This window comes from Nocardia fodinahabitans (genome assembly GCF_052983615.1).
Window position 1 is genome coordinate 1 of the sequence record NZ_JBRJJC010000001.1, and the last position, 21,671, is coordinate 21,671.

The window sequence follows — 21,671 nt, forward strand, 5'->3', positions numbered from 1 at the left end:
CAGAACTGCGTAACCGTCACCGGCATCCCCGGGTTGCGTGCTGCGGCGGCAAGCGGTCAACCGTTCGGTGCCGCTGCATATCGCCGAGGATTGGAGCAACTTCGGGTTTCGGTCTGCGGCGGCGAATCTCACCGCGGCGCTCCTCAAGGTATGGCTTCAGTCCGTGCGGCGACCTCTACCATCGTCTGACTCAGCCTTGACTCACTCAACGGATCCATATGGCCCCCTGGTGCGTCAACGACCGTCAGATCGCCGTTCTGCGCTGGTTCTGCCGCCGCGTGTCGTTTCATGAACCACTCCCGCAGAACTGCCACAGCGTTTATCCGGGCTGGCGCAACCACCACTGACTGGTATACCGGCTGTCGCATCGGCGGGGGACTTCTCTGTGCCCGATGGTCCAGAAGACCGGGTCTGCTACTCGCCCCCATGAGTTGCTGCGTCCGTAAATCTATCGAACCGATCACTCGGTGATTGCGTCAACGAGGTCCGGGCAGTGCAGCGAGACGATTACGGTCAATTGACTTCTCCTGCTTGATGTTGCAAATTTGATGAACCGTTTCGTAAAAGTAGCTCCGCAAGACTACAGACGGTTCGAAATTGTCGACGCCCGATTCGAGGCTCAGGATGTTGCGAAACCCGCTATCGGCCGGTGCAGGGCCTACAGGAGATCTGCGTCGCAGACCATGAACAGCGACCAGCCGCCACTCAGGTGTGATAACGACGGCGATCACCACAGTCGGCAGGTCCGGCCGCAGGACCCAGCCAGGTCAGTCACCACCTGGCGTCAAAATGTGCGCGGCCAAGCTGAGGCGATGGATGCCGACGGTCGGATCATCTGCGAGGTAACAGCCAAACAGCGTCCTTGGTCACGACTCCGACCAACTAGGCCAGCCTCAGTTGTCACAATTCAAGGCCCGCAATGAGGCAGCGATCTGTTTGGTTGGCTGGGCGTGCAGGTGTTTGCTCAGCCGGCTCGTTCTGTCAGGTGCTGTTGCCGTGACCGAGAGCTGAGGTGGACTGCGTTCTCGATCCTGTGCCCGGTGGTCGAGGGATCATCCGCTGCAGTACCTGGGGTCGATGGGTTGCTGGCGAGCGCGGGTGAGAAGTTCTTGTGTCGTCGGTGGCACCACCGGCGTCGGCGGTTTCGACGACAGCTGTCGGCGGGGGTGGTGGTGCGGCGCGAACTGGCTGGCGACGAACGAACACTCGCCGCGACCGCCGGGGTGGCTGCATCGCCAGAGCGCGGTCAGATCATCGACGGCAGGCAGTCTGTGGGCGGCGAGACGGTCAGCGGAGTGGGCATCGGTCACGGTCACAGCGCGGACGCGTTGGGCAGGGCCTCATTCCGATCGCGGCGGCGGTGTGAATGATGCGCGTGCGGATCGCATCCATATTCCGTCGAAGCTGGTACGCCACCGCAGGTTCTGGATTTCTGATTCGATCCCGGCTCGTTGCAGATGTTGGTGGCGCAGGACCGAGACCGTGGCCATGTCGACGAGCCGGTTCGTGTCGGCGACGACTCGGCCGAACCCACGACGGATCACGTTATTGTTTGGGTGGATCGCGCAACACCGTCGTCGGTCGCCTTACACCCTGTTCGCGTTGCCGTATTCGTGACCGTGTTTGATCCACCGCGGGCACTCCCTGCTGGCGGCGGTGATCTCGGCGATGCCGGGTCAAGGTCGAGGCGAACGAGTTCGGGGGGCATGCTCCTCAGCGTCCACGGACGACACCCGGCGTGGCGAGCCAGGTCATGTGGATCAGCGCGAGCGACTCTGCCTGTGGGGCGGGCAGATCGGAGACCAGACGCGGGACAGCCGAGGGGTGCTCATGGATTGATCCCGGAGATAGTTGATTTGGGGTCGCTGAACACCGGTGCGGTGATGTCGGCGTCATAGTCGGTGTGGGCCGCCTGGGATCGCGTGGCGTCGACACTTTGGCACCAGATGTGTGCGCCTGCCGCTCGGAGGAACAGGCCACCCACACCGCCGACATCGCTGTTCGCTGAGGGCCGTGGAGTGTGGCGTGATCGGAGCTCGGGTGGGGCGATCGTCGGGTTCGGTGTGATCCCTACTCGGGTCAAGGCGATGGATTGTGCGGTGTGAAGCTGGTCAGTGTCGGTGTTCGCGATCGCGTGCCAGTGTTGGGTGGGAGAGGTGGGCTTGGGTCTGCCCGGCCGCCGATGCCGAGGCTTGCAGCACACTCCATTGCTGGTGGGGCCAGTGCTGTCGGGCTTGGTCGGTGTCGATACCGATCAGGACACCGATCTGGACGGATCGGCGCCAGAGCGTGGTGAGGGTCTGGTCCACGGTCGCCGGTGGTGTCGTCGTGTCGCCCGGTGCCGTGGGGTAGGCGGCGTGAATGCCGCGGAACCGGGTAGTCGCTAGATATCGGCGCGGGAGGTTGTCGGGATCAATCCCTAGGTCGCGGTCGATCGGGGCTGGCGCGGCGTAGGAACAGGTTGGTGTTCCAGCGGATTGGCCTTATGCGCGTTCGCGGGCCTGATCGACCCACTCGGCCGGGACCCCGCCCGCAGGGGGCTGCGGCGAGTTCGGTGTGCAGCGTCGCCCAAGTGTGGATATTCTGCGTCGGTCCCGGGTCGACTCAATACCGCTGGCGCGCTGGGTGGTCAGCAGCTTCTGTGCAGTCAGCGGCTTGATTCTGTAGTGCCTTGAGGACCCCTTTCTGGACTGTGGTCGCGTTCGCCATACTCATTGCGGATCACCGCCCTCGGCCAAGGCCCGGAAGTCGGAGCGAAGCCGAGGGCTTCGATCGGGGGTGGCCGATCCGGGGCGCGAACCAGTTCGCCGGTACTTGGTCGCTCGTGAGCCCAGGGCTATCGATGTGCTGTGGTGTGCACCTGTGCAGGGGCCGTTGGCGGCGTCGAGGATCAGCCTCAACTGCGGGTCGATTGGCGGACGAACAAGGCTGACATCGCCATCTTGTCGTCAATATTGATTGCGGCCTCGAAGCAGGCGTGCAGCCCTGCGAAGCGGATATGGCGACGCTGGTGTCGCCACCACCACCGACACACGTGTACTGGCCCCCTCTGGTCGTTTGCGGCGATCTTTACTGCCGTCATGGCAGCAGCCATTGTTCGGCGAATTCGCTGCTAGTGGTCGAACTTCTCGGTGGTTTACCGTGTCGACAACGGCAGGCTTGGTGCCGAACCAACCAGGGCGGGACGGGGTCGAACGGAGCAACGACGGGGTGGTCTGGGGATGGGTGCGGAGCACCGGTGCAGGGGCCGTTCGCCGCTCGTCGAGGATGAGGGTTGACGTGCGGGTCAAGTGGCTCCAGTAGGGAAGGTGCTCAGGCTCGATCCGGCTTTTTGGACGGCGCCCATCGCTTGAACGCGGTGTGCAGATGGGCGACCCGCACCGCGACGGGCGATGAGACCATCACTTGCGTGCACCAGGTGAAGGTGTTCTCCCGGTTCGCTTGCGCCATAACGGACGCTGATCGTGGGCAACATCCACGCCTGCGCGAAATCGAGTGAAAATGACCGAACTGGTGGCGGCATCGAGGGTGTCTGCGCAGTGGCAGTCGATCCAGCCGTTCGGGCTCGTCACGACTGGTCCCCGCTCCCGAAGGGCTCGACTTGACCAGTGCAGAGACCCGCCCACCTTCGAACCGTTGCATCGACTTGCGCACCAGCGGCGCGGGTACTCGCTGTCGAACCAGGGAATTTTGCGGACACGACCGGGCCGTGGCCAAGTCGGACCAGGCCCGGTCTTTCGGCAGGGCGGCGAGCATCGCGACATCGAGAATAGGTTCTGCGCGCCAGGACGGGTTGCGTTGGATTTCCCGCCGGGTGTGTAGGAGCGGGAGCGGTCGGAGACGTCGTGTTGCCCGGCCATCGCTGACTAATGATCCAAATAGTCGCGCGAGGCGATGGAGCCGCCGTAGACCTCGATCGCCTGGGCCCATCATGGTCTTCCAAACCATTGACACCCCACAGGTTTTCGCCTTGTTCGAGGACCTGGAGGATCGTCATCAGGATGATCCCGCAGCCCGCCGAATAGGTGTAGTAGGAGGAGCAGTTCGCTTTGACTCGGGCGCAGTTGGCGGCTTCGTCGAGCACACACAACAACGGTGTCGCCAGTCGCCCGTCCGGGCGGGCCCGCCGCAGGTGAGAGCGGCTTCGGAGGACTTGGCCGACCAGCGCGGCGGTCAAAGGAGTGGCACCATCAGGCCCGGTCATCGACAGCGGATACAGGGTGTCGTTGGAGGTGACGAACGAGACGTGATCGAACTCCGGCAACAGGTGGGTACGCGCCTGCTCGGTGGACTCGATCAGGACACCGTTGCGAATCGAGGACACTTTCCCGCCCCGACTCGATGCTGTGGTCGGGCTTGGCGGTGGTTTCGCTGACCTGGAACAGCTTCCGAACCGGGGGCGTGACCATCTGGGCGTACCCCGGAATCGGAGAGCACGTTGAAACCTTCGCGCCATGTCGTAGAGGCCGTCACGTTGTCTGGCGTAGAGGCCTTGGCATTCGACGATCCTGGCCGCGGGTCGGTCGTGGCCGTAGTGGCGCAAAATCAATGCCGGGGTCGGATCTTGGTCGCGGCCGAGCCATTCCCCGCGACTATGGTGCAGGTCTCCGCCCGCGCACGCGGCGGCGAAGACACACAGCGCGAACAGCTCTTGGGCGCCGCCGTCGAAGTAGGCATCGGTCTTGGCATTGGCGATCTCATTAGCCGAACCGGCCGACCCGGACACGAAGAACCCCGCCAGCTTTGGCGCCGCGGGTAACCCGGTGACTTGGTTGAACAGATTCACCCAGAACCCGCACACCACCTGCCCGGTCACCGCTTGCAGGTCACATACCCACACCCGGCCGACTTGCTCGCGCCCGTACACGGTGTGCCGAGTATAGGTCCGGTTTGTTCGAGGGTGGCAGCCACGGCCCCCATGCTGAGAGCACTGCCGGGATCGCCACGCGACGGTCTTGCTAGTCGCTGGACCGGCCGTCAACCTGCTGTGACACCGAGTTCCGGCGGGTACGTGCAGGGCGATTATCGCCGATGACCGTCGCCCCACCAGCTGGTCCCGGATTCGCTCGCACTTCGGGTGGCGCGTCGGCGAGCAATCGTTGGTTGTCGGCTTGAGGTTGTCGGCGCCGCGAGCGATGCGGATCTTGCCACCAGCCGTTGCATCGTTCGCGCGGCCACATCGACCTCGCGGCCGGTGGTGCATCTCACCCGCGCACCGCCAGGCGCGATCGCGCACAGCAGCACCACGGCGATCGGCGTCGACTGCCAGGGCCATCGTTTGTCTGCGGCGGTGACCGACGGCAAGGCGATGAACGGGTTCCATGACATCGGCTGCCCGGCCGACCAGCTGCCGAGTTTCAACGCCGCCCACTGCTTCGAACACGACAGCGAGCAGTGCCAACAGAATGAGGAGCATGCCATCTTCCTCACCCATCCCGGACTTTGTGCGACGGCGGGTTTCACATGGGGGAGAGAGCATGATTTACCTGGACCTTTCAGAATTGGGGGTAGACGATGTAGCTTCGCGGGGGACGCGTCGATGACGCCGGTGAGTTCGGGGTCGTCCACCGGCGTGCGAAGTCGGTCATGGGGCAGGAGCAGCCTCGACAGCGCCGGAGATTACCGCCCCACCTGGCTCCAGTGGGCGGAGGTGGCCGTCCAGCTCGGTGGTGGGAGTCTCTGCACCGCTGCGGCTAGTACGAGCGCCGGAGGCTGGTCGGGTGCAATGCCGAGCTGGGCACGCAATCCATCGATTTCGCCCAGCGCGCTGTCGCGTTCGGACAGAACGTGGTCGAGCTGTGCCAGCCGAGTGCCCCGGCTGTTGTGACCAGAACTGCCCCGACAGCCCTGCGGTAGGCGCGCTGGTGATCTCGTCCGGGTCAGCGCCTGCCGGACAGAGCAGCGCAGGATTTGGCCTCTCGCGCACCATCCATCAGCCGCTCCATTCCGATCAGGACCTGCCGCCCTGGGGTGTTCCGTCGAATTCGACGGCCAGCCGGATGTGGGTGAGCGGTCAGGGTCTTGGAGTCGGCGCAGGCAGCGATCTGTGCCGGGAGCTGGTCGAGGGTCGCGGCGAAGTTGTCCGTGAGGGGTGCTTGCGTTGCTCGGCGGCAGCAGCGCGGTGATCTCTTCCTGCCGGTGGATCGAGATCACCGAGGAGTTTCCTCGGCGGACAGCAGCTCGTCAGCGCTGTTGTTCATCGCCTCGATCTCGGCCAGGCTCAGTTCTTCGCCGGATCGTCCACCTAGCGCGCGATCAACTGCGCTACCCGAGCCCCATCGGCGCCGAGGTCGGGGACCATACTCAAGTGGCGGGGCCGCCACCGGGCACCGTCTTGGGCAGAGTGGTCGTTGACCGGCTCGAGGTGCCCGGTCAGTTCCGCGCGGCTTGTCGTTGGGTACGGACGGAGTGTTCGGGTCGATACCCGAGCCGCCCTCGATGAACGATTGCTGGATCGATGAACTCGACGCGGGCGGATTCAGGGTTGGCAGTCCAGGCCCGCACGGCGGTGTCCAGTTGTTGCCACAGCTGCTGATGCTCTGGCGTGCCGCCCCTGTTGCCATTGGCGGGCGATGGCGTGCGCGCGCAGCATTGAGTTCGACGACCTGGGCCGGGTTTCTCCGTAGGCGGCGATCCCGCGTGTTTGGTGGTGGGTGGCGAAGTCGGCGCGTAATTCGGCTTCGACGTGGTCTGCGGGCTTCACGGTAGTAGTCGGGGTTGGTAAAGCCGTTCCTCGGGTTTCCCAGCTCATCGCATGCTCCCGGAGAAGCGATCGCGGTCGGCGGTGCGGGGTTCGAGGCAGAAGGTGGGTTTTCACGGGTATGGATGGGCATCGTGCTTCCTCGGATCGAGAAAACGTCACACCCTTGTCGGGTGTGTGAAGTCCCAGCGGTTCAGGTTCGGTCGCCTCGGTCCAGATCCCCTAGCCGATGCGCCGACAAGGCACAGATTTGCGGTTGCGGCCCTACAGTTCTGGTCCGCGGTCGGTGCTGATCTCTCGACCGCGCCCAGCTGCCGGGTCGTGGTCGGGCTCCCAGATCCACTCCCGGTCCTCGCCCAGGGCCGCGTCGACCACGGCGGTGATCGCAGTGCTCTCGGCGGCGAGATCGGTTGATTCGGAGCCGCGGATGGCGGTGTCGACGAACTGGACCCGCAACGCACTCGTCGCGTCGGCGAGCATCTGACGCGGCGTCGGCGGGCCCACCGTTGGCGGTCTCGGTAGGCGTGCCGGTCTCGGGATCTCGCGGAACATACGGTGGCACCGCCAACGCCGGATCCGCGCGGGCATAGCCGTTCCACTCCTGTGCCAAGGCTTGCTCGTCGTAGGCGGCGAAGGTGACCGCGTGCACGCGGCGGATCCCTTCCACGCTCGAACCCCACAGACTGTCACCTTCGGCCGGTGTCAGTTGCGCCGCGGCCGCGAGCACCGTCACCCGGTTGTGCAGGGCAGCCATGTTGTCGGAGAACTGCTCCGCCGCGATCGGGTCGTGGTCGAAATTCCATCGCCCAGTAGCGATCCGGTTCACCCGCGCGGCCTCCAGGCTGGCCATGCGTTCCAGATTCCACAGGTCTACCTCGAGCATGTCGAGGTAGAACTCCTGCGCTTCGTTAGCGCGTGCGGGGTGGGAGCGCACCACGTGAGGCGAGGGTGAGCTCGCGCCGCGCTTGCCGAGTTCGCGGGCATCGAGGACCCAGCCCGGATCGACACCTTCCAGCATCGCCTCGAACTCGGCATGCTCGCTTTCGATGCGGAGTGTTTCGAGTCGCTCGGTCCACACCAGTTGGCTGTCTGCGGAGACGCCGTCGTCGAACATGGCCGGTCCGGCGTCGGTCACCTCGCGCAGCTGGGCAGCCATGTTCTGGACCCGACGCAGGAGCTCGCCGTGGCGCTGACTCATGGAGGGTTCGTGTGCGCTGGTCATCGCCATTCCCCCAGTTCGTGGCCCGGCTGGTAGCCGGGGATGGTCGGATCAGGGTCGGTTCGTGGATCCGGCGCCCAGTCGGCGTGGGTGTCGGTGCTGGCAGCTTCCACTCCGGCATCGATCGCATCCGCGTCTTGGGGCCGTTGACCGATCGCCGCACCGAGTGCCTGTTCCGTGGCAGGGTGTTCGGTGCCCTCGGGTGGACGGGTTTCGCGTATCAGGACGGCTCGCGAGATCATCCGTTGTGGGCTCGGCAGGTCAGTGAGACTGTCCTCCACGAACTTTCCGGTGTCAGGGTCCTGGCGCCGGTAGAGGGGCATCCGCAGTCTCGCGTCGGCATCGGCATACTCCTGCCACTGTTCGAGTAGTTGCGCGTCGCTCATCTGGTCGGTAGCGGTGGCGTGCATGCGCCGCATGGCATCAGCGCAAGCGCCCCACATCCGTTCGCCTTCCTCTGAGGTGATCTGCGCGCCGACCACTAGGGATGAGACCCGCGAAAACCGCACGTGCATGTGCTCGAGCAGGGCGGATGTGCGCGCGGACTCGACCGCGATACCGCCGTGGCGGGCCGCGACTCGAAGGTGGACTGCGGAGTCGAGGGCTGCCATCCGCTCGAGTTGCCACAGATCCAGGTCGAGCAGGTCGAGGAAGAACCGCTCGATTCCCAGCTCGCGCAGGGGAACCCGCCGCGCCGCACTGGGGTGCGGGCTCGCGCCTTGCTGCGAGCCCACCGTGCGCGCGTCATGGATCCACGTGAGATCCAAGCCTGCGGCCCGTGCCTGCTGCTCGGCGTCGTCGAGGGCGGCGTCGAGCCGGTTAGCCTGCTGCCGGACCTGCCGTGGGGGATCCGCGGGGTCGGCCTCGCCGATCAACATCGTTCCCGATTCGTGAAATCGGCTCACATCAGCGGCGAGGTTCTGGATCCTGTGCATCCAGTCGCTCCACTGTGCGGGCTCCTGGTGCAGATCGCGCCCGCTGGTCATGACCCCGCCCCTGATCGACGCCCACTCCCTGTCCGCGTCCGGGCGGGGTGTTGTTGTGGATCGGGGTCGGGCTCCCAGTCGGTGCCGAGCCCGGCGCTGGTCGCTTCTACCGCCGTGCCGATGCCATGACCAAGGCGTGGGGCCAGTTCGTCAGCGAAGCTGGCTGCGGCTAGCGCCTGTTCGGCGCGCTCGGCGACCTCCCACGGGGTCGGCGGTGCGAGATCTGTGGAGGCACTGGCCGCCAGGTTGTCAAAGCTGCGCGAGGCTTCGGCTTCGATTCCTTTCCACGACATTTCGGCGAACCGTTGCTGCAGCTCGGTATCGGTGTAGGAGGCTGCGGTCAGCTCCGCTAACTGTTGCCATGAGTCGGGTCCACGGCCCCACAACTGGTGGGCCTCACCCGGGTCGAGGTCGATCAGCGCCGCGGTGCCGGCGGCATGGCGCCACAGCGCGGCCATGTTGTCGTGGAGCTGGCGTTCTCCTGGCTCGTTGTCGGCCAACCCACCGGTGTGGACGCGATGCAGGTACTCCGCACGGACCAGCGCCGTGTGTTCCAGGCGCCACACATCATCGGCGATCTGGTCGAGCAGGTGCAGGCGCGTGGTGCTCGCCCCGGGCGGGGACATCGGCAACAGCGCGGTTTCCGGGTATCGCCCCAGCGTGCTCCCCGGGCACCGGTGTCGGTGGCGTAGTCGATCATTCGTTGCGGGATGTCGAGTCCGTGGGCGTGGAGCTCGATCTCGGAGCGCTCGGCTTCGAGTGCCCGCAGGTTGGTCCGCCAGTTTTCGAGCTGGATGCTCGGGCCACTGGCGGCGGCCGAGTATTGCGGGTAACCGTGAAACAGCGTGCGGTAGTGCTCATAGCTTCGAGTTCTGAATTTGTTCGAGCAGCCGAAGCTGCCACGACGGCAGATCCTCAGCACCTGAGAGCGGATGACTCACCCGGTTTCTCCAATCCTGTTGAATCACTGAACTTTCTGTGATGGCGGGCTGTGACGGGCGATAGCAGTGGCATCCGATTGGTCACGGCCCCGGGCCCGTGTCGGGCCCGCGGTATCGATCCGGGTGCGAAGCAGGCCGGTGATCGGTGGGCTCGAATTCGGTCTGGGACTCGGCGCCGGTGGCCTCGATCGCGGCGTCGATGCCAGCCCCACCCATGCCGCGCGTCGCGGGGTCGGGTTCGAGGGCGTCTGCGGCGAGCTCGACCATCCGGTCGGGCAGGACGGGGAGTTGGCGGTTGATGTCGTCGGGGGTGATTCCGGCGGCTTGGAGCACCATCACCGGCATCGACACCGTGGCGAAGTTGGTCTCGACGACGGCCCGCCACCGCGTCCTCAACGCTGCCCGCTCCAGCATTGCCATGGACTGGGCGACGTGGTCGGTCCACGGGCTGTTGGTGGGTTGCCACGCGTGTTGTTGTTCTACGGCGCTCAGGCCTAGGGCGTGCCCGACGGCGCCGACGCGTTGCCAGTTCAGACCCATCACCCGCCGGAACGCGGCGAATCCCTCGCGCGGCAGGGTTCCCTGTCGGGAGAACGCGGCCCCGACCCCTGCCATCATCTGTAGTTGCGCGACTGCCCGCAGGTGTCCGCGAAGCAGGGTGTCGCGGTCGATAGCCTCGGTGCTCAGCAGGGGCTGGCCGGGTTGCCAGCGGTGTCCGCGTTCACCGGAGGCGCGGGTGTAGTCGATCACCGATTTCGGCACCCCGACCGCGGTCGCGATCACTTCCAGGTTCTCCCGGGTACGGCGCCCGATATCGAGATGAGCCAACGCCATCGGCGACAGTTGCTCGTTGTCCCCGGTGCGGGATTGGTCGATCAGGCGCGCGTTGTCGCTGGCCAGGTTCTGCACGACCGCGAGTAGCTTGGCCTGGATCGGGTTCGGGTCGAACATCTCACCGGCCCCGTCCCACATCGGGATCGCGCCATACTTCGATCTCCTTGCCCGTGGTGCGTGCGAGCGAGGGTTCTGCTCCCCGCTGGTCAAGTCAGGGTCGGGGGCGGTGGGGTCGATGTCGTGGACCGCTGCGGCCGACACGGCAGCCTCGATCCATTCACCGGCCTCGACGATCTCCGCGTCGAAGATCGGGTCAGCGACCGGGTCGGCGGTGTGGTCGAGATGATCTGCGAGGTAGTTGAATTCGTCGTTCAAGTGCGCGGTGATCGTGAGATCCGCAGCAAGCCCGGCCATGTCACCTATGCCTTCAGGCCCGCGATCGGACAGATCCGCACCGTTGTCGGACAAGACGCCTTCGAGGTCCAGGCCGGTGTCGTCGATGAACCGTTCTTCGTAGGCTTGGGCCGCGGCTTCGGCGTCCGGGGAAAGGTCGCGCGTGGCGTCTGCGGCGGCGAACTGGGCCGCCGCTGCCTGTCCTGCACCGGTTCGTTCATCCGAGTGGTGCAAGGTGTCGGTGAATCCAGCCGCACGCCGCCGGATCTCGATCATCAGTTTCTTGAGCTCGAAATCGAGTTTGTGCAGCTCCACGTCGCGGGTTTCGCGGTTGGTGTAGCCGGCGATGCGTTCGGTATGTAGCTCCTTGCTCTGTCTTCGAGAGAGCGCACCATCGTGTTCGCGTCGTGCGAGATCTGTTTCGGCGCGGGTGATTTGGCCTTCTTTGTGGCGGAGGTCGACCTCGGTGATCTGTGCTGCGTTGGCGATGCGTGCGCGGACCTCGTCGATCTTGGCCATGCTCAGCGCTCGCTCCGACCCCAGATTTCCGAGCCTGGCCTGGTGCTCGATCCACGACCGTTGGTTCTTGGCCGCTTCGATCGCGGATCGCTGCTCGGATTCGGCGCGTGAGCGCGATTCCCCTCCTCTGCTGCGGAACAGTGCGTTGGTGGTGTGGGCGGTCTGCAGCGCTTGCAGGAATCCTTGACGGACAGCTTGGCCACCTTCTTCGACCGGATCGCCGTTCATCACAGCACCAGCATTTCGGCGAGCAGCCACGCGCGTTCCGGGCCTTGGCGCGTCGATCTCGCGTACACCGAGAACGCGATCGGTGTGCGCTCGGCCGGGGTCAGGGTGACTGTCAGGACCCGGCTCGACGAGGTCGCGGTATCGGGCGGGTGGTCGTCACCGGTGAGACGAACCTCGGTCCGCAATGGCACGTGGTGCTCGACCCAGTCCTGCCACGAGGCGACGGTGATCGGCGACCAGAGCGATGTCCCCACGCGAGTGTCGGTCGAGTACGCGGCCCGCATCAGCGGTCGTGTGGCCTCGAACATCGACCGCGCATCCAGCCCGACCACCGGGTCCAGTTGATACAACGTGGTCACCGCGGCCCGCAGAACATCCGATGCCGAGCAGGGCCAGACCTCGGAGTGTGGTGGCGGAAAGGCCTCCGCGCTGCAGACCGGTTCGACCACCGGCGTATCCGCGGTCGAGCACCCACTCGCCGCCGTTACCGCCAAGACCACTGCGGCGGTAGTCGCGAACACAGCGGGTTTCATGACGCGCTCTGCCAGAGCTCGCGCAGGTCGACCGTCCGCCAAACGACCCGTTCGGGCGCGATGCATTGTTCGGCGGCCGAGTTGCGGACCGCGACGGTCGCGATATCGAGGACCAGGCCCTCGGTGGCGGCGATGCGGCGCAGCCGATCGAAGTCCAGGCCGCGACTGCGGGCCAGGTTCAACCGCAAGACACCGGCTTCGGCGCCCCACTCACGCAAAGCGTGAGCGGCCAACTCGATCGCCTTCTCTGCCGACACCGTCGCCGCGTCGACACCATCGACCATGGCGGTGCCGAAGCGTTCGTGCCAGATCATGCGACCGGACGGGGCGCAGACGGTGAACGCCTGCAGGGTCGCCGCCGACCACACTGTCAGTGCCGGGCCCGTCGCGGCCTTGCGCACGAGGTTGGCACCTGAGTTTGCCCACAGGATTTCGGTCTGTCGCAGACCCTGGTAGTCGATACCTGCGACATCCAACAATGCCACGACGTAGCGCAGCGACATTTCTTCGGTCGTGAACCCGTATTCGGTGGCGAGGCTGTCGAATTCCTCTGTAGTCGCAAAGGTCCACAGGTCGGTCAACCGGTCGCGGACCATGTCTTCGGGTGTGATCGGCGCTGACGGGCCAGGGGTAGTGGGATGGGTTGTCATGGAGCTCTCCTCGAAGCAATCGGGTAAGAAATCCGGTTCGACGTGGTGTTGCGCTGACCTGGTCGGAGGCGGCAGGTCGTGGGTGTCGCCGTCTGCGATGCTGTGGGCGTCGTCGATACCGGTGGCGGCGATCGCGGCGCCGATGCGTGCACCTCCCACGCCTTCGGATTCCAGAGATGCGGTGTGCCAGGCGTTCTCGGCAGTAGCCTCGAGCAGATGCGGGGCAGGTGGTAGTTGATGTGGGGCACTGGCTGTGAGGTCGATGCCGACCATGCGCATCGCCGCGACACGGACCCGTGCTTCACGCACGCTCGCAAAGTGGGTGAGCTCACGCCATTGACGCCCCTGATCGGGTACCGACTGTTGCTGAATCTGGGCCTGGCGTGAGTGGCAGTGGGTCGGATCGGTGGCCCACCAGCCACGGGTTTCGGCTTCGGTGAGATTGATGGCGGTGGCGACCATCGCCACCCGCAACCACTGCAACCGCAGATGCTCACCCAGCTTCTGCGCTGCCGGTGCGCTCACCGGGCCGCGGTCGCGCCGGACCGGGCCCACGGCGGCCATGGTCCACAGTGTGTCGGCCTGGTGGTGTAGCTGAGCGATCAGCAGCGACCGCGAGACCGGACGGCGAGGAGGCAACGAGGAAGTCCCGGTCGCTTTTCGACCTTCCTGATCAGCTTGTCGTCCAAAGTCGATCCAGTTGGCGGGCACCCCGATCGCCGCAGCCTGTTCGTTGAGGACCCGCCCAGCGATCGAGAGATCCCGGAAAGTCTGGATGCGGCTGTGTGGTTCCCGCGCCAGCAGCATCAGATCGACGGTGACGTTCTGGATCGCCGCCGCCATCCGTCGATGCACGAGCATCGGAGGTGTACTGCCGGGGTTGTTCTCCGGCGACGCGGCCAGCACCGGGCTGGCGGGCTCGAGTGGTTGGGTGGTGTCAGCCATGGCCGGTCACCGAGTTGATGCGATAGCTCGACATCCGCCACCCCTGCGACGTCTCTGTCACCGTGGCGGTGACGTGCAGCCGCCGGTAGAGGGTGGTGGAGCCGTCTCTGTGGAGTACCTGCTGGGTCACCGACGCCGCGACCGTCGTCCCGGCGATGTCGGTTTTCGTCTGCTCGGCGTCGACCAGGGCGGTGACGATGTCGTTGCTGTCGCGCCATCGCGCCCATTCCGGCAGCGGTGCCGATCCGCTCGCGACACCACTGTTCGCTGCGGCAGCCAGTTCGCCGGTCAGCCACGGTGCGGCGCGGGTCAATCCGGTGCCGGGGCTGGGGTCGGTGCGTGGTTGCCAGGAGAACATGGCCGCCAAACCCATGTGGGTGGCGGTCCGGGCGTCGGCAGCCGAGGGATCCGGCCCCTCCACGTGGGCGGTACCCGGTGTGTGCGTACCGGGCACGGGCTCACTGTTCTGCGCGCCGACCACCAGCACCGTGGCGAGCACAATCAGGACGGCCGCGACACCGAGGGTCACAGCCCACAGAGGTAGACGGTTCACCATGGTGTCCTCAGCTCATCGTCGTCGACATCTGGGTGGCCATCGCGAGAATGCTGGCCACATACGGGCGGGTCTGAACTTCGTAATCCGGTGAACCCGTGGGAAATCCACCCGAGCGCAGCACGGCGTATTCGCCCGCGTTGTAGCTTAAGCGAGGTAGAGCTCGACGGCACCGTTGGGGGCGACGACTTTGCCCTGCTCGATCCAGGCATCGACGTGGTCGGCGATGTCGCACAGGTAGCGGGCTTGGCCGATGATCGCGTCGCCGTCGTCCCACACGCTGGCGACGCCGCTGCTGTCGGCGTCGATCACATACGGCTGCCCGTCGGAGGCGAGAGCGGTCGCGGTGCCGGGCAGAAACTGCGCCAGACCTTGCGCACCAGCCGACGATGTCAGCCCGCGCCGGTACCCGGATTCTTGTTTGCCCTGGGCAGCGAGCAGCGACGCGCTGATTTGCGGGCATACGGTGCCACCCAGCCGATACCACGGTTCCAAGTCGGCGGGGACAGTGTTTGGCGCGAGATCGGCCTCTCCGCCACTGGATCCACACGTCGACGCTGTGCTGGTGCCGGGTGGGTTGGTCGCGACGGAGCCGATCGGTGAGCCGTCTGGGTATCCCCCGCCCAGGGTGGTCACGTGGACATGGTCCATGTGATTGGCGGTGGCCCCGCCCCGGTCTTCCATCAGGTTGGACTCGCCGCTGGCCGCACGGTAGGTCTGGCGCCAGATCAAATAGTCGATCCGCAGTGCAACGGAGTTGGTGAGAACGAAGCGGCGATCTGATCACCGAGGGCATTGCCGTCCCCGGATGTCGGGTCAGGGATCATGATGTCGATCGCCCGGCCACTGGGGTGATCGGGCAGATCATCCCCACGCTGCCCATAGATCTTCTGCACCTGAGGGAACCGTTGAACGATCGTGCGTGCCAAACGGATCGAGTCGACCTGCAACCCACGCTCCAAGCCGATCGACGCAGGCATTTCGGGCAGCTCGGAGCCTGCCGCCGCACCGGCGCCAGCTACGGGAGCATCGCTGACTGATGTCGTCGGCGGCGACACCGCGCTCGATGTCGCGACACTGGTCGACTGGTCTGCATTTCCATGGAGCAGCCACGGCATCGGGTCGATGGCCGTACCGCCGCCGAATCGTCCTCCTTCGGTCCAGATTTCGAGATGCAGGTGCGCCCCGTCCGGGCCTGGGGGGACGGTTTGACCGTTGTAGCCGACGCCGGCGATCAGTTGACCGATACGCACGTTCTGGCCTTGTTCGACACGGACGTCGTCGGCGAACATGTGACCGTAGACCGAGGACACGGTTTCGCCGTCGATGTTGTGGTCGATGACCACCCAGATCCCGAACCCGCTGGCAGCTCCGACCCGCACGACGAGTCCGTCGGCGACCGCGTAGATGGGAGTCTTGGACGCGGCGGCGAAGTCTTGGCCCTGATGGTTTGTGCCCCAACGCATCCCGAAACCCGAGGTCAAGGTGTAGCTGCCCTCGGCCATCGGCATCGTCCTCGCGTCACCGGTCGCCGAGGCCGCCCCGCTCTGCACCGCCGACGGCGCGCAGCCCCCCTCCTCGACAACGCCCGCGAACAGCAGCAGCCCAAGCAGCATCAGGACCGCGCCCACGACCGCGACCGTTGCCCGAGCGGCACTACTCATCGCGACACCACCGGGTGACTGTGGGTCTCGTGGGTGTGCGAGCTCGGGATGGGGTTTCGCTGACGACCGGGTTCGACGGTGCTCATCGCGGATTCACCGCCCCACCGGAGGTGTGGCCGAGGTTGTCGAAGCGGCGGTTGGTGTTGTGGATATCGGAGTCGCGTTCGGTGGGGGTGAACACCATCCGGAACGGGATGCCAGGCTCTTCGGCTTCACCGGTCTTGAGCAGGTAGCACCCTGTGCCCGGCGGTATTTCGCGTCGCGAGGTATCGAGGTCGTCGTCGCTGGGTGGGCGCGGCGCCGCCCAGGAGGTGACCAACAATTTCTCGGTGTCGGTCATCCCGGCCACCGCGGCGATGCGGTTGGCTTCTTCGGGCCCGACCGGGCCGATGATCTTCGCGCGGGCGCGTTCGAAGAACCCGAGCGCTTTGGCTTGTGCGGCTGGGGAGTCGAAGGCGGCGAGGTCTTTGATGGTGTGGGAACACATGATCAGCCCGGTGGCCAAGGGCCGGTTGAGTCGGGTCAGCGCGTCGACGCGGTCGACCATGAATTCACCGACGCCGAGCACACGCCAGATCTCGTCCATCACGACTTCGAACGTCCGTGCCGGGGCCAGGCCCGCGTCGGCGAGGGCGTGGGCGGCGGCGACCGCGCCGAACCCGTCCGACCAACAGGTCATCAAGACCGCTGCCAGCAGTTTGGTGTCGCCTTCGGGGATACGGGAGATGTCGATGCAGATCGCGGGACTCGACAGATCCAGCCGGGTCGAGGTGGGTCCGTTGAAGATCGCCCCGAACGGTCCTTCGACCAGGGCACGCATCGACCGACGCAACGTCTTCGTAGCGGCCCGGTAGGAGATTTCGTCGTCTTCTTCAGCGAATGCGCGCAACCGCTCGCCTCCGGCAGAGATCACCGCGAGCAGGTTCTCCAGCAGTGGCGGGTTCTGGTGGGTGAAACCACCTGCCGGGCTGTAGAGCTCGCGCAGACCGGCGGCGAGTAAGACTTCCTCGTAGTCTTCGACCCGGGCGCCGCGCACGAGTTCGATCAGCCCGGCGACGATGTTGATCTGGCCCGCTTCGACCCGCGCCATAACCTGGCGACGCTGATCGGCATCGGGAAGCCGGTCGATGGTGGCGCCCAAGGCGCCGACATCGAGGGGGTTGATGGTCCCGTGGCCGTAGCCGACATCGACGACCTGCCCACCCAGGCGCTCGACCAGGTCGCGGTATTCGCCTTTGGTGTCGCCCATGCACAGCACGGTCTCCCCCGCCGCAACCGCACCCGCGACGATGCGTCGGATCAGCGAGGACTTGCCGAAGCCGTTGAGCGCCAACACGAACGCGATCGGCGCGGTGATGAACCCCCGCAGAAACCACGACATCGGGTCGAAATGCACCGGGGCGCCGGTGATGTAGTGGCTACCTACCGGCACCCCCGCGGTCGGGGCGCTCGCGCCGACGCAGAACGGCCACAACCCAGCCACCTGCACGGTCGTCGCACGCCACTCCGGGGTACGCGGGACCACCGACGCCCGGCCACCGCCCGCACCGGTATAGCCGCGGTCGGTGAACGCCGGGGCGGTGAGGTCGAACCCGTCACCGGCGGCGCCGTCGCGGCGGCGCGCTGCGGTCGCACGTCGATGGTCATCGCTCGAGAGCATCATTCGTGCCCGCCAACCGCGCAGGCCACCCCTGGTCAGGGCCGTCATCTCGACCTGACCACGATGGAGGGTGGTCAGGATCCTGATGCCCTCGACGATCTCGGTTTTCGCGGGCTTGCCTCGGCGACGGAAGCTCCCCGCGCGCGCGTTCATCCCGACACCCGATCGGAGATGGAAGCGTGTTCAGGCAAGATCAGCCCGATCCCGAGGGAGGCAGCGAACCCCGCGGCCTGGTAGCCGTAGCAGCGGCGCACCGTCAACCGCGACGCCGCCGCCATCCCTTTGACCGACGCTTCGATTCCGGGCAGGTCTGCATCGAGGTGATCGGTCACCGTCACCAACACCCCGAACCGGGTCAACCCCGCCCCGCGCGCTTGCTCCTCCCGCGCGGCCGAGGTGTTCCCGACCCGGATCCGCGCCGCCGCCGATGAGATCCCTCGTTCGGTTTGTTCGGCGGCGACCGCGTCGCGGAAGTCCGAGTCCACCAACGACGTCGCTTCAGCGGCTGAATGCAGGCGGTAGACGATCGCGACCCGTTTGCGCGGGATATCCGGGCGTGGACGCAACAGCTCTTCGAGGACGGTTTCCATCACCGCCCCGCGGGGTGCACCGTCCATTTCCCAGGTGATCGAGCGGGCGCCGTCGTGGACGTAGTGATCCCACCGATCATGATGGGCGAGCGGTCCGACCGAATCCCACGACTGCGACTCCACGATCTGCGCCCCGGCCGCCTCGACATCGCGTTGGGAGGCGAGGTCGAATCGGCTCCGGACCAGGCCCAGTACTTCCCACGCATATAGGGGTGTGGCGGGTAGGCCGGCGCGGGCGAGCTGCGATAGCACCGATTGCAGTCGTTGCCCGATCTCGCGGGCTTGCTCGGCTTGGTCACGGCGGATGCGGCCTTTGCCGATCGCTCGGTAGGTGATCGCGATACGAGCTTCGATCCGCACCCCGACCCCACCGCTGTCAGCGGCGGCTTCCCTCATCACCGACTTGGCGAAGTCAGGGGCGTTCGGTCGGATCAGCCGGGCGACTTCCCGAGTTTGCTTCAACCTGGTCTCGACGGTGTTGTCCAACACCGCAGTCACCGCGACGACTTCTCCACCACGGCTTTGCGAGGCCAGGAACTGACCGAATCCATCAACCCAGGAATCGATTTGGGCCTGGTCAACGAGTTCCTTGCCGCGCGGGATCACCCGCACGATCACCGTGTAGTGATCGCTACGCCGGATATGCAGCATCGCGAACCGCTTCCCACCCGACGTCTCGTACTCGGTCAAGCGCGAATCAGCCAGCAACCCAGGCAGTTTCGCCAAACCCGGAAGCCGGGAGAACCGCCCGGACCGGTAGGTCAGCTCGCCGCGAGAACGAGCGCGAGCGAACTGAACCCGAAGCAGCAACAGTTCCCAACCGGTGCGCCCGTTGCGCGTCACCGCCAGCGGGACGAACACCACTGCCGCACCGAGCAGGACAGCGCCTGCGAATTCCAGCGAGCGGGTGATCATGAACGACACCATCACCGTGATGATCAAGCCGAGACCGAGCAGCGAAACGCCCCAGGTCAGGCCGAAGAACCCGGCTGAGCGCGGCTGCTCCCAGCGCCCATACATCCGTGTGCTCATCGCCGGACCTCCCCGGGACCGAGTGCATCGGGATCCATCTGTGGCGACGACTCCGGAATAGAGCTTTGAGCGGCCGAAGCAGTGCCTCGCAGCGCGCCGCCTGCGAGTTGGGCGCCTAACATCGCCGCCCCCGCAGGGCCCGCGCCCATCGCACCGGCAGCGGCCGCATTGCCCGAACCACCGGCACCCGCGGCAGAAGCCCCGCCAGCACGCGAACCACCCCCAACCGGACCTGCTGACACAGACCCGCCGCCACCCGGCGCCGAGCCTGTCCCGCCAGACGGCGATCCCGAACTCGCTGCCATCGGCCGCGCCCCACCAGCGCCACTCGGCCCAGAAGGCGGTGAGCCTGCCCGGCTCGATGATCCGGCCGATGGACCAGAGTTTTGAGCCTCAGACATCTTTCTGGCCTGCGATCCGCCGCTGCCGACAGCCGACATGGCGATACCCGCGCCAGCGCCGACCAGCGCTGATGCCGCTCCGCCTCCGCCTCCGAGCGTGGATGCCGCTGGTGCGATCAAGCGGATCAGCGCTGGTAGCACGATCACGCTCATCACCATCAAGATCACCCCCAGCAAGATCATCTGGGGATCTGGTTCGTCACCACTGCCGGTGACGGTGAACGCGATCGCATAGACCAACGCTCCGACCGGCTTCCACAGCACGAACGCCAGCGACCACGCCACCAGGCGCTTGTAGGCTTGCGAACCGGGCCCGGTCCCCGACGCTGCTGCCGCCATCGGAATCACCGCGACAACCACAACCAGCAGAGCCTGTCGAACCACCAGCATGACCAGCTGAACCAACAAGCTGATCAAGCCGAGCACGCTGAGAACGAGCAGGATTCCGGAGCCGAGGTTGCCCGTGATCCGCGGATCGGCGATGCGACCGACGGCGGTATCGAGGTCACCGCGGGCCGCGTCGAAGACAACCCATGATGCGAACTCGTCGCCAGCCGTAGTCGCGACGGTGATCAACACACCGAACGTCATCGCGCCGAACGTTGCCCGCGCCAACATCAGAAAGCTCTCCTGAGCTTCCCCCGCCGCGGCACCCCGCTTGGCCAATGCCAGACGTGCGGCCGCGAATATGATCCCGGCCGTCAACAGCACCACCTGCAGGCCGCTGGTGTATTCGCGGATCTGGGCGAGTACCGGGGCGGGCTGGCCCTGGGAGGTGGTTAGTTCCGGCGACGGAAAGGTCGTCCACCAGGCCATCACCAACCGCAGCGCCGTCACGAGGCTGTCGATGAGATCGGCTGCGATGCCGCCGATCACCGAGTCGCTCGCCATCTCAGCCACGCCCCCTGCCGCATCTGCGAGTTGGCACGCTTCCTTTATCCCGGGCACCGCGACACAGGCGAGATCGGGGAGTTGGGCGTGGACACCATCTCCCGGTGCGACCGGCGCGGCGAGGATGCTGGTCACGACTGCCTCCAGCGGCCGAATCCAGCCGTTGAGGCGGTGGGTGTGGCTGGGCGCCAGAGAGTTTCAATGTCGTCGGGAGTGCGGATGCGCCAATCGCCCTCGACCCAGACCATGGGCCAGGTCGCGATCGCGTACCCGCTCGTGGAACGGACCGCGAGCTGAACCACGGCTAGGTCATCGCGGTAGCCGGGCTGTACCCGCACCCCTTCGGGGACGGTGACGTAGCGAGCCATATCCGGGGCGCTGGCCCGGGAACGGGCGAACTGGTCGATCAACGTATCGCCGCCACCGTAAAAGCGGTCCCGAACTACATTTCGCCAGATCGGTTCCGGTGCGGCGTAGACCCGCCCGATCGCGTCCATCGCCGCCAATGCAGCACCTTGGGGTGTGTGGGCGAATCCTTCCGCCACACCGGCGTCGATGCGTGCGGGGCCGTCGCTGCCTGAGACCGGCACGGCCGCGCCGTCCCAGATTCGCTGCCACTGCAATCGAGCCGGTGCCGCGGTCAGGAAATCCGATCGCGTCGCTTCGATCCGATCCTCGGCGATCTGCGGCAGCGCCGCACCGGCTTCCTCAACTGGGACTTCGAGACGGTTGCCGAACATGTCGACTGTTGGCGGACGCGCTGATGACGGTGTCGGCGGCGGCGTGGCGGTCGTCGTGGGCTGTCCGCTCTGCACTGAGGGTTGGGCGGTGTCAGGCTGGTCGTCGCCGGTGACGGTCAGGACGAACACGACGATCACCACAGCGGCGATGATGCTGAGCACAAGGAGCAGGGTTCGAGTCGAACGCATCAG

General features: G+C 66.0%; 15 protein-coding genes and 1 pseudogene. 1 reads left to right on the forward strand and 15 read right to left on the reverse strand.

Annotation, left to right across the window (positions count from 1 at the left end; genetic code table 11):
• A partial coding sequence (locus NV348_RS00005) for a hypothetical protein (RefSeq protein WP_447145068.1) occupies positions 1-189 on the forward strand: 189 nt, incomplete at its 5' end.
• 2,707 nt (positions 190-2,896) lie between these two features.
• Here NV348_RS00005 and NV348_RS00010 read toward each other — a convergent pair.
• The 15 genes and pseudogenes from NV348_RS00010 to NV348_RS00080 all read right to left on the reverse strand — a co-directional run bounded on the left by NV348_RS00010 (position 2,897) and on the right by NV348_RS00080 (position 21,668).
• On the reverse strand, positions 2,897-3,094 hold the full coding sequence (locus tag NV348_RS00010; protein WP_447145069.1) for a DUF4913 domain-containing protein: 198 nt from the start codon (positions 3,092-3,094) through the stop codon (positions 2,897-2,899).
• Positions 3,095-3,568: 474 nt separating this feature from the next.
• Positions 3,569-4,867 (reverse strand): TraM recognition domain-containing protein, encoded by a 1,299-nt coding sequence (locus NV348_RS00015; RefSeq protein ID WP_447145070.1) that lies wholly within the window; start codon positions 4,865-4,867, stop codon positions 3,569-3,571.
• A 2,026-nt stretch (positions 4,868-6,893) separates the two neighbouring features.
• Positions 6,894-7,922 (reverse strand): hypothetical protein, encoded by a 1,029-nt coding sequence (locus tag NV348_RS00020; protein ID WP_447145071.1) that lies wholly within the window; start codon positions 7,920-7,922, stop codon positions 6,894-6,896.
• Complete coding sequence (locus NV348_RS00025; RefSeq protein ID WP_447145072.1) at positions 7,919-8,794, reverse strand: hypothetical protein; 876 nt, start codon at positions 8,792-8,794, stop codon at positions 7,919-7,921. The genes NV348_RS00020 and NV348_RS00025 overlap by 4 nt, the downstream gene beginning before the upstream one ends.
• Before the next feature lie 107 nt (positions 8,795-8,901).
• A complete protein-coding gene (locus NV348_RS00030) occupies positions 8,902-9,531 on the reverse strand; it encodes a hypothetical protein (protein WP_447145073.1) in 630 nt (209 codons plus the stop codon).
• A 396-nt stretch (positions 9,532-9,927) separates the two neighbouring features.
• Positions 9,928-11,820, reverse strand: a complete 1,893-nt coding sequence (locus tag NV348_RS00035; RefSeq protein ID WP_447145074.1) for a hypothetical protein — start codon at positions 11,818-11,820, stop codon at positions 9,928-9,930.
• Positions 11,820-12,179, reverse strand: coding sequence for a hypothetical protein (locus tag NV348_RS00040; RefSeq protein WP_447145075.1), 360 nt, complete (start codon positions 12,177-12,179; stop codon positions 11,820-11,822). Before NV348_RS00040 ends, NV348_RS00035 begins: the two co-directional genes overlap by 1 nt.
• Before the next feature lie 170 nt (positions 12,180-12,349).
• Complete coding sequence (locus tag NV348_RS00045) at positions 12,350-13,948, reverse strand: hypothetical protein (RefSeq protein WP_447145076.1); 1,599 nt, start codon at positions 13,946-13,948, stop codon at positions 12,350-12,352.
• Positions 13,941-14,501 carry a hypothetical protein gene (locus NV348_RS00050; protein ID WP_447145077.1) on the reverse strand — a complete coding sequence of 187 codons (561 nt, stop codon included), beginning with the start codon at positions 14,499-14,501 and terminating at the stop codon, positions 13,941-13,943. Before NV348_RS00050 ends, NV348_RS00045 begins: the two co-directional genes overlap by 8 nt.
• 147 nt (positions 14,502-14,648) lie before the next feature.
• Positions 14,649-15,185, reverse strand: coding sequence for a lytic transglycosylase domain-containing protein (locus NV348_RS00055; protein WP_495885077.1), 537 nt, complete (start codon positions 15,183-15,185; stop codon positions 14,649-14,651).
• Positions 15,186-15,209: 24 nt separating this feature from the next.
• A pseudogene (locus tag NV348_RS00060) lies at positions 15,210-16,165 on the reverse strand (M23 family metallopeptidase); the annotation flags it as partial.
• 82 nt (positions 16,166-16,247) lie between these two features.
• Positions 16,248-17,978: a putative type IV secretion/conjugal transfer ATPase gene (locus NV348_RS00065; protein ID WP_447145080.1), complete on the reverse strand. Its 1,731-nt coding sequence runs from the start codon at positions 17,976-17,978 to the stop codon at positions 16,248-16,250.
• A complete protein-coding gene (locus NV348_RS00070; protein WP_447145081.1) occupies positions 17,975-19,447 on the reverse strand; it encodes an SCO6880 family protein in 1,473 nt (490 codons plus the stop codon). Before NV348_RS00070 ends, NV348_RS00065 begins: the two co-directional genes overlap by 4 nt.
• Complete coding sequence (locus NV348_RS00075) at positions 19,444-20,874, reverse strand: hypothetical protein (RefSeq protein WP_447145082.1); 1,431 nt, start codon at positions 20,872-20,874, stop codon at positions 19,444-19,446. Before NV348_RS00075 ends, NV348_RS00070 begins: the two co-directional genes overlap by 4 nt.
• On the reverse strand, positions 20,871-21,668 hold the full coding sequence (locus tag NV348_RS00080; protein WP_357370154.1) for a DUF8175 domain-containg protein: 798 nt from the start codon (positions 21,666-21,668) through the stop codon (positions 20,871-20,873). Before NV348_RS00080 ends, NV348_RS00075 begins: the two co-directional genes overlap by 4 nt.
• Positions 21,669-21,671: the final 3 nt, after the last annotated feature.

Excerpts from the sequence above, each read along its gene's own strand:
- NV348_RS00035 (WP_447145074.1), bottom strand. The coding sequence starts at position 11,820 with ATGAACGGCGATCCGGTCGAAGAAGGTGGCCAAGCTGTCCGTCAAGGA.
- NV348_RS00055 (WP_495885077.1), bottom strand. The coding sequence starts at position 15,185 with ATGGAAGACCGGGGCGGGGCCACCGCCAATCACATGGACCATGTCCAC.
- NV348_RS00020 (WP_447145071.1), bottom strand. The coding sequence starts at position 7,922 with ATGACCAGCGCACACGAACCCTCCATGAGTCAGCGCCACGGCGAGCTC.
- NV348_RS00070 (WP_447145081.1), bottom strand. The coding sequence starts at position 19,447 with ATGAGCACACGGATGTATGGGCGCTGGGAGCAGCCGCGCTCAGCCGGG.
- NV348_RS00080 (WP_357370154.1), bottom strand. The coding sequence starts at position 21,668 with ATGCGTTCGACTCGAACCCTGCTCCTTGTGCTCAGCATCATCGCCGCT.
- NV348_RS00010 (WP_447145069.1), bottom strand. The coding sequence starts at position 3,094 with ATGGCTGCTGCCATGACGGCAGTAAAGATCGCCGCAAACGACCAGAGG.
- NV348_RS00030 (WP_447145073.1), bottom strand. The coding sequence starts at position 9,531 with ATGTCCCCGCCCGGGGCGAGCACCACGCGCCTGCACCTGCTCGACCAG.
- NV348_RS00065 (WP_447145080.1), bottom strand. The coding sequence starts at position 17,978 with ATGAACGCGCGCGCGGGGAGCTTCCGTCGCCGAGGCAAGCCCGCGAAA.
- NV348_RS00045 (WP_447145076.1), bottom strand. The coding sequence starts at position 13,948 with ATGGCTGACACCACCCAACCACTCGAGCCCGCCAGCCCGGTGCTGGCC.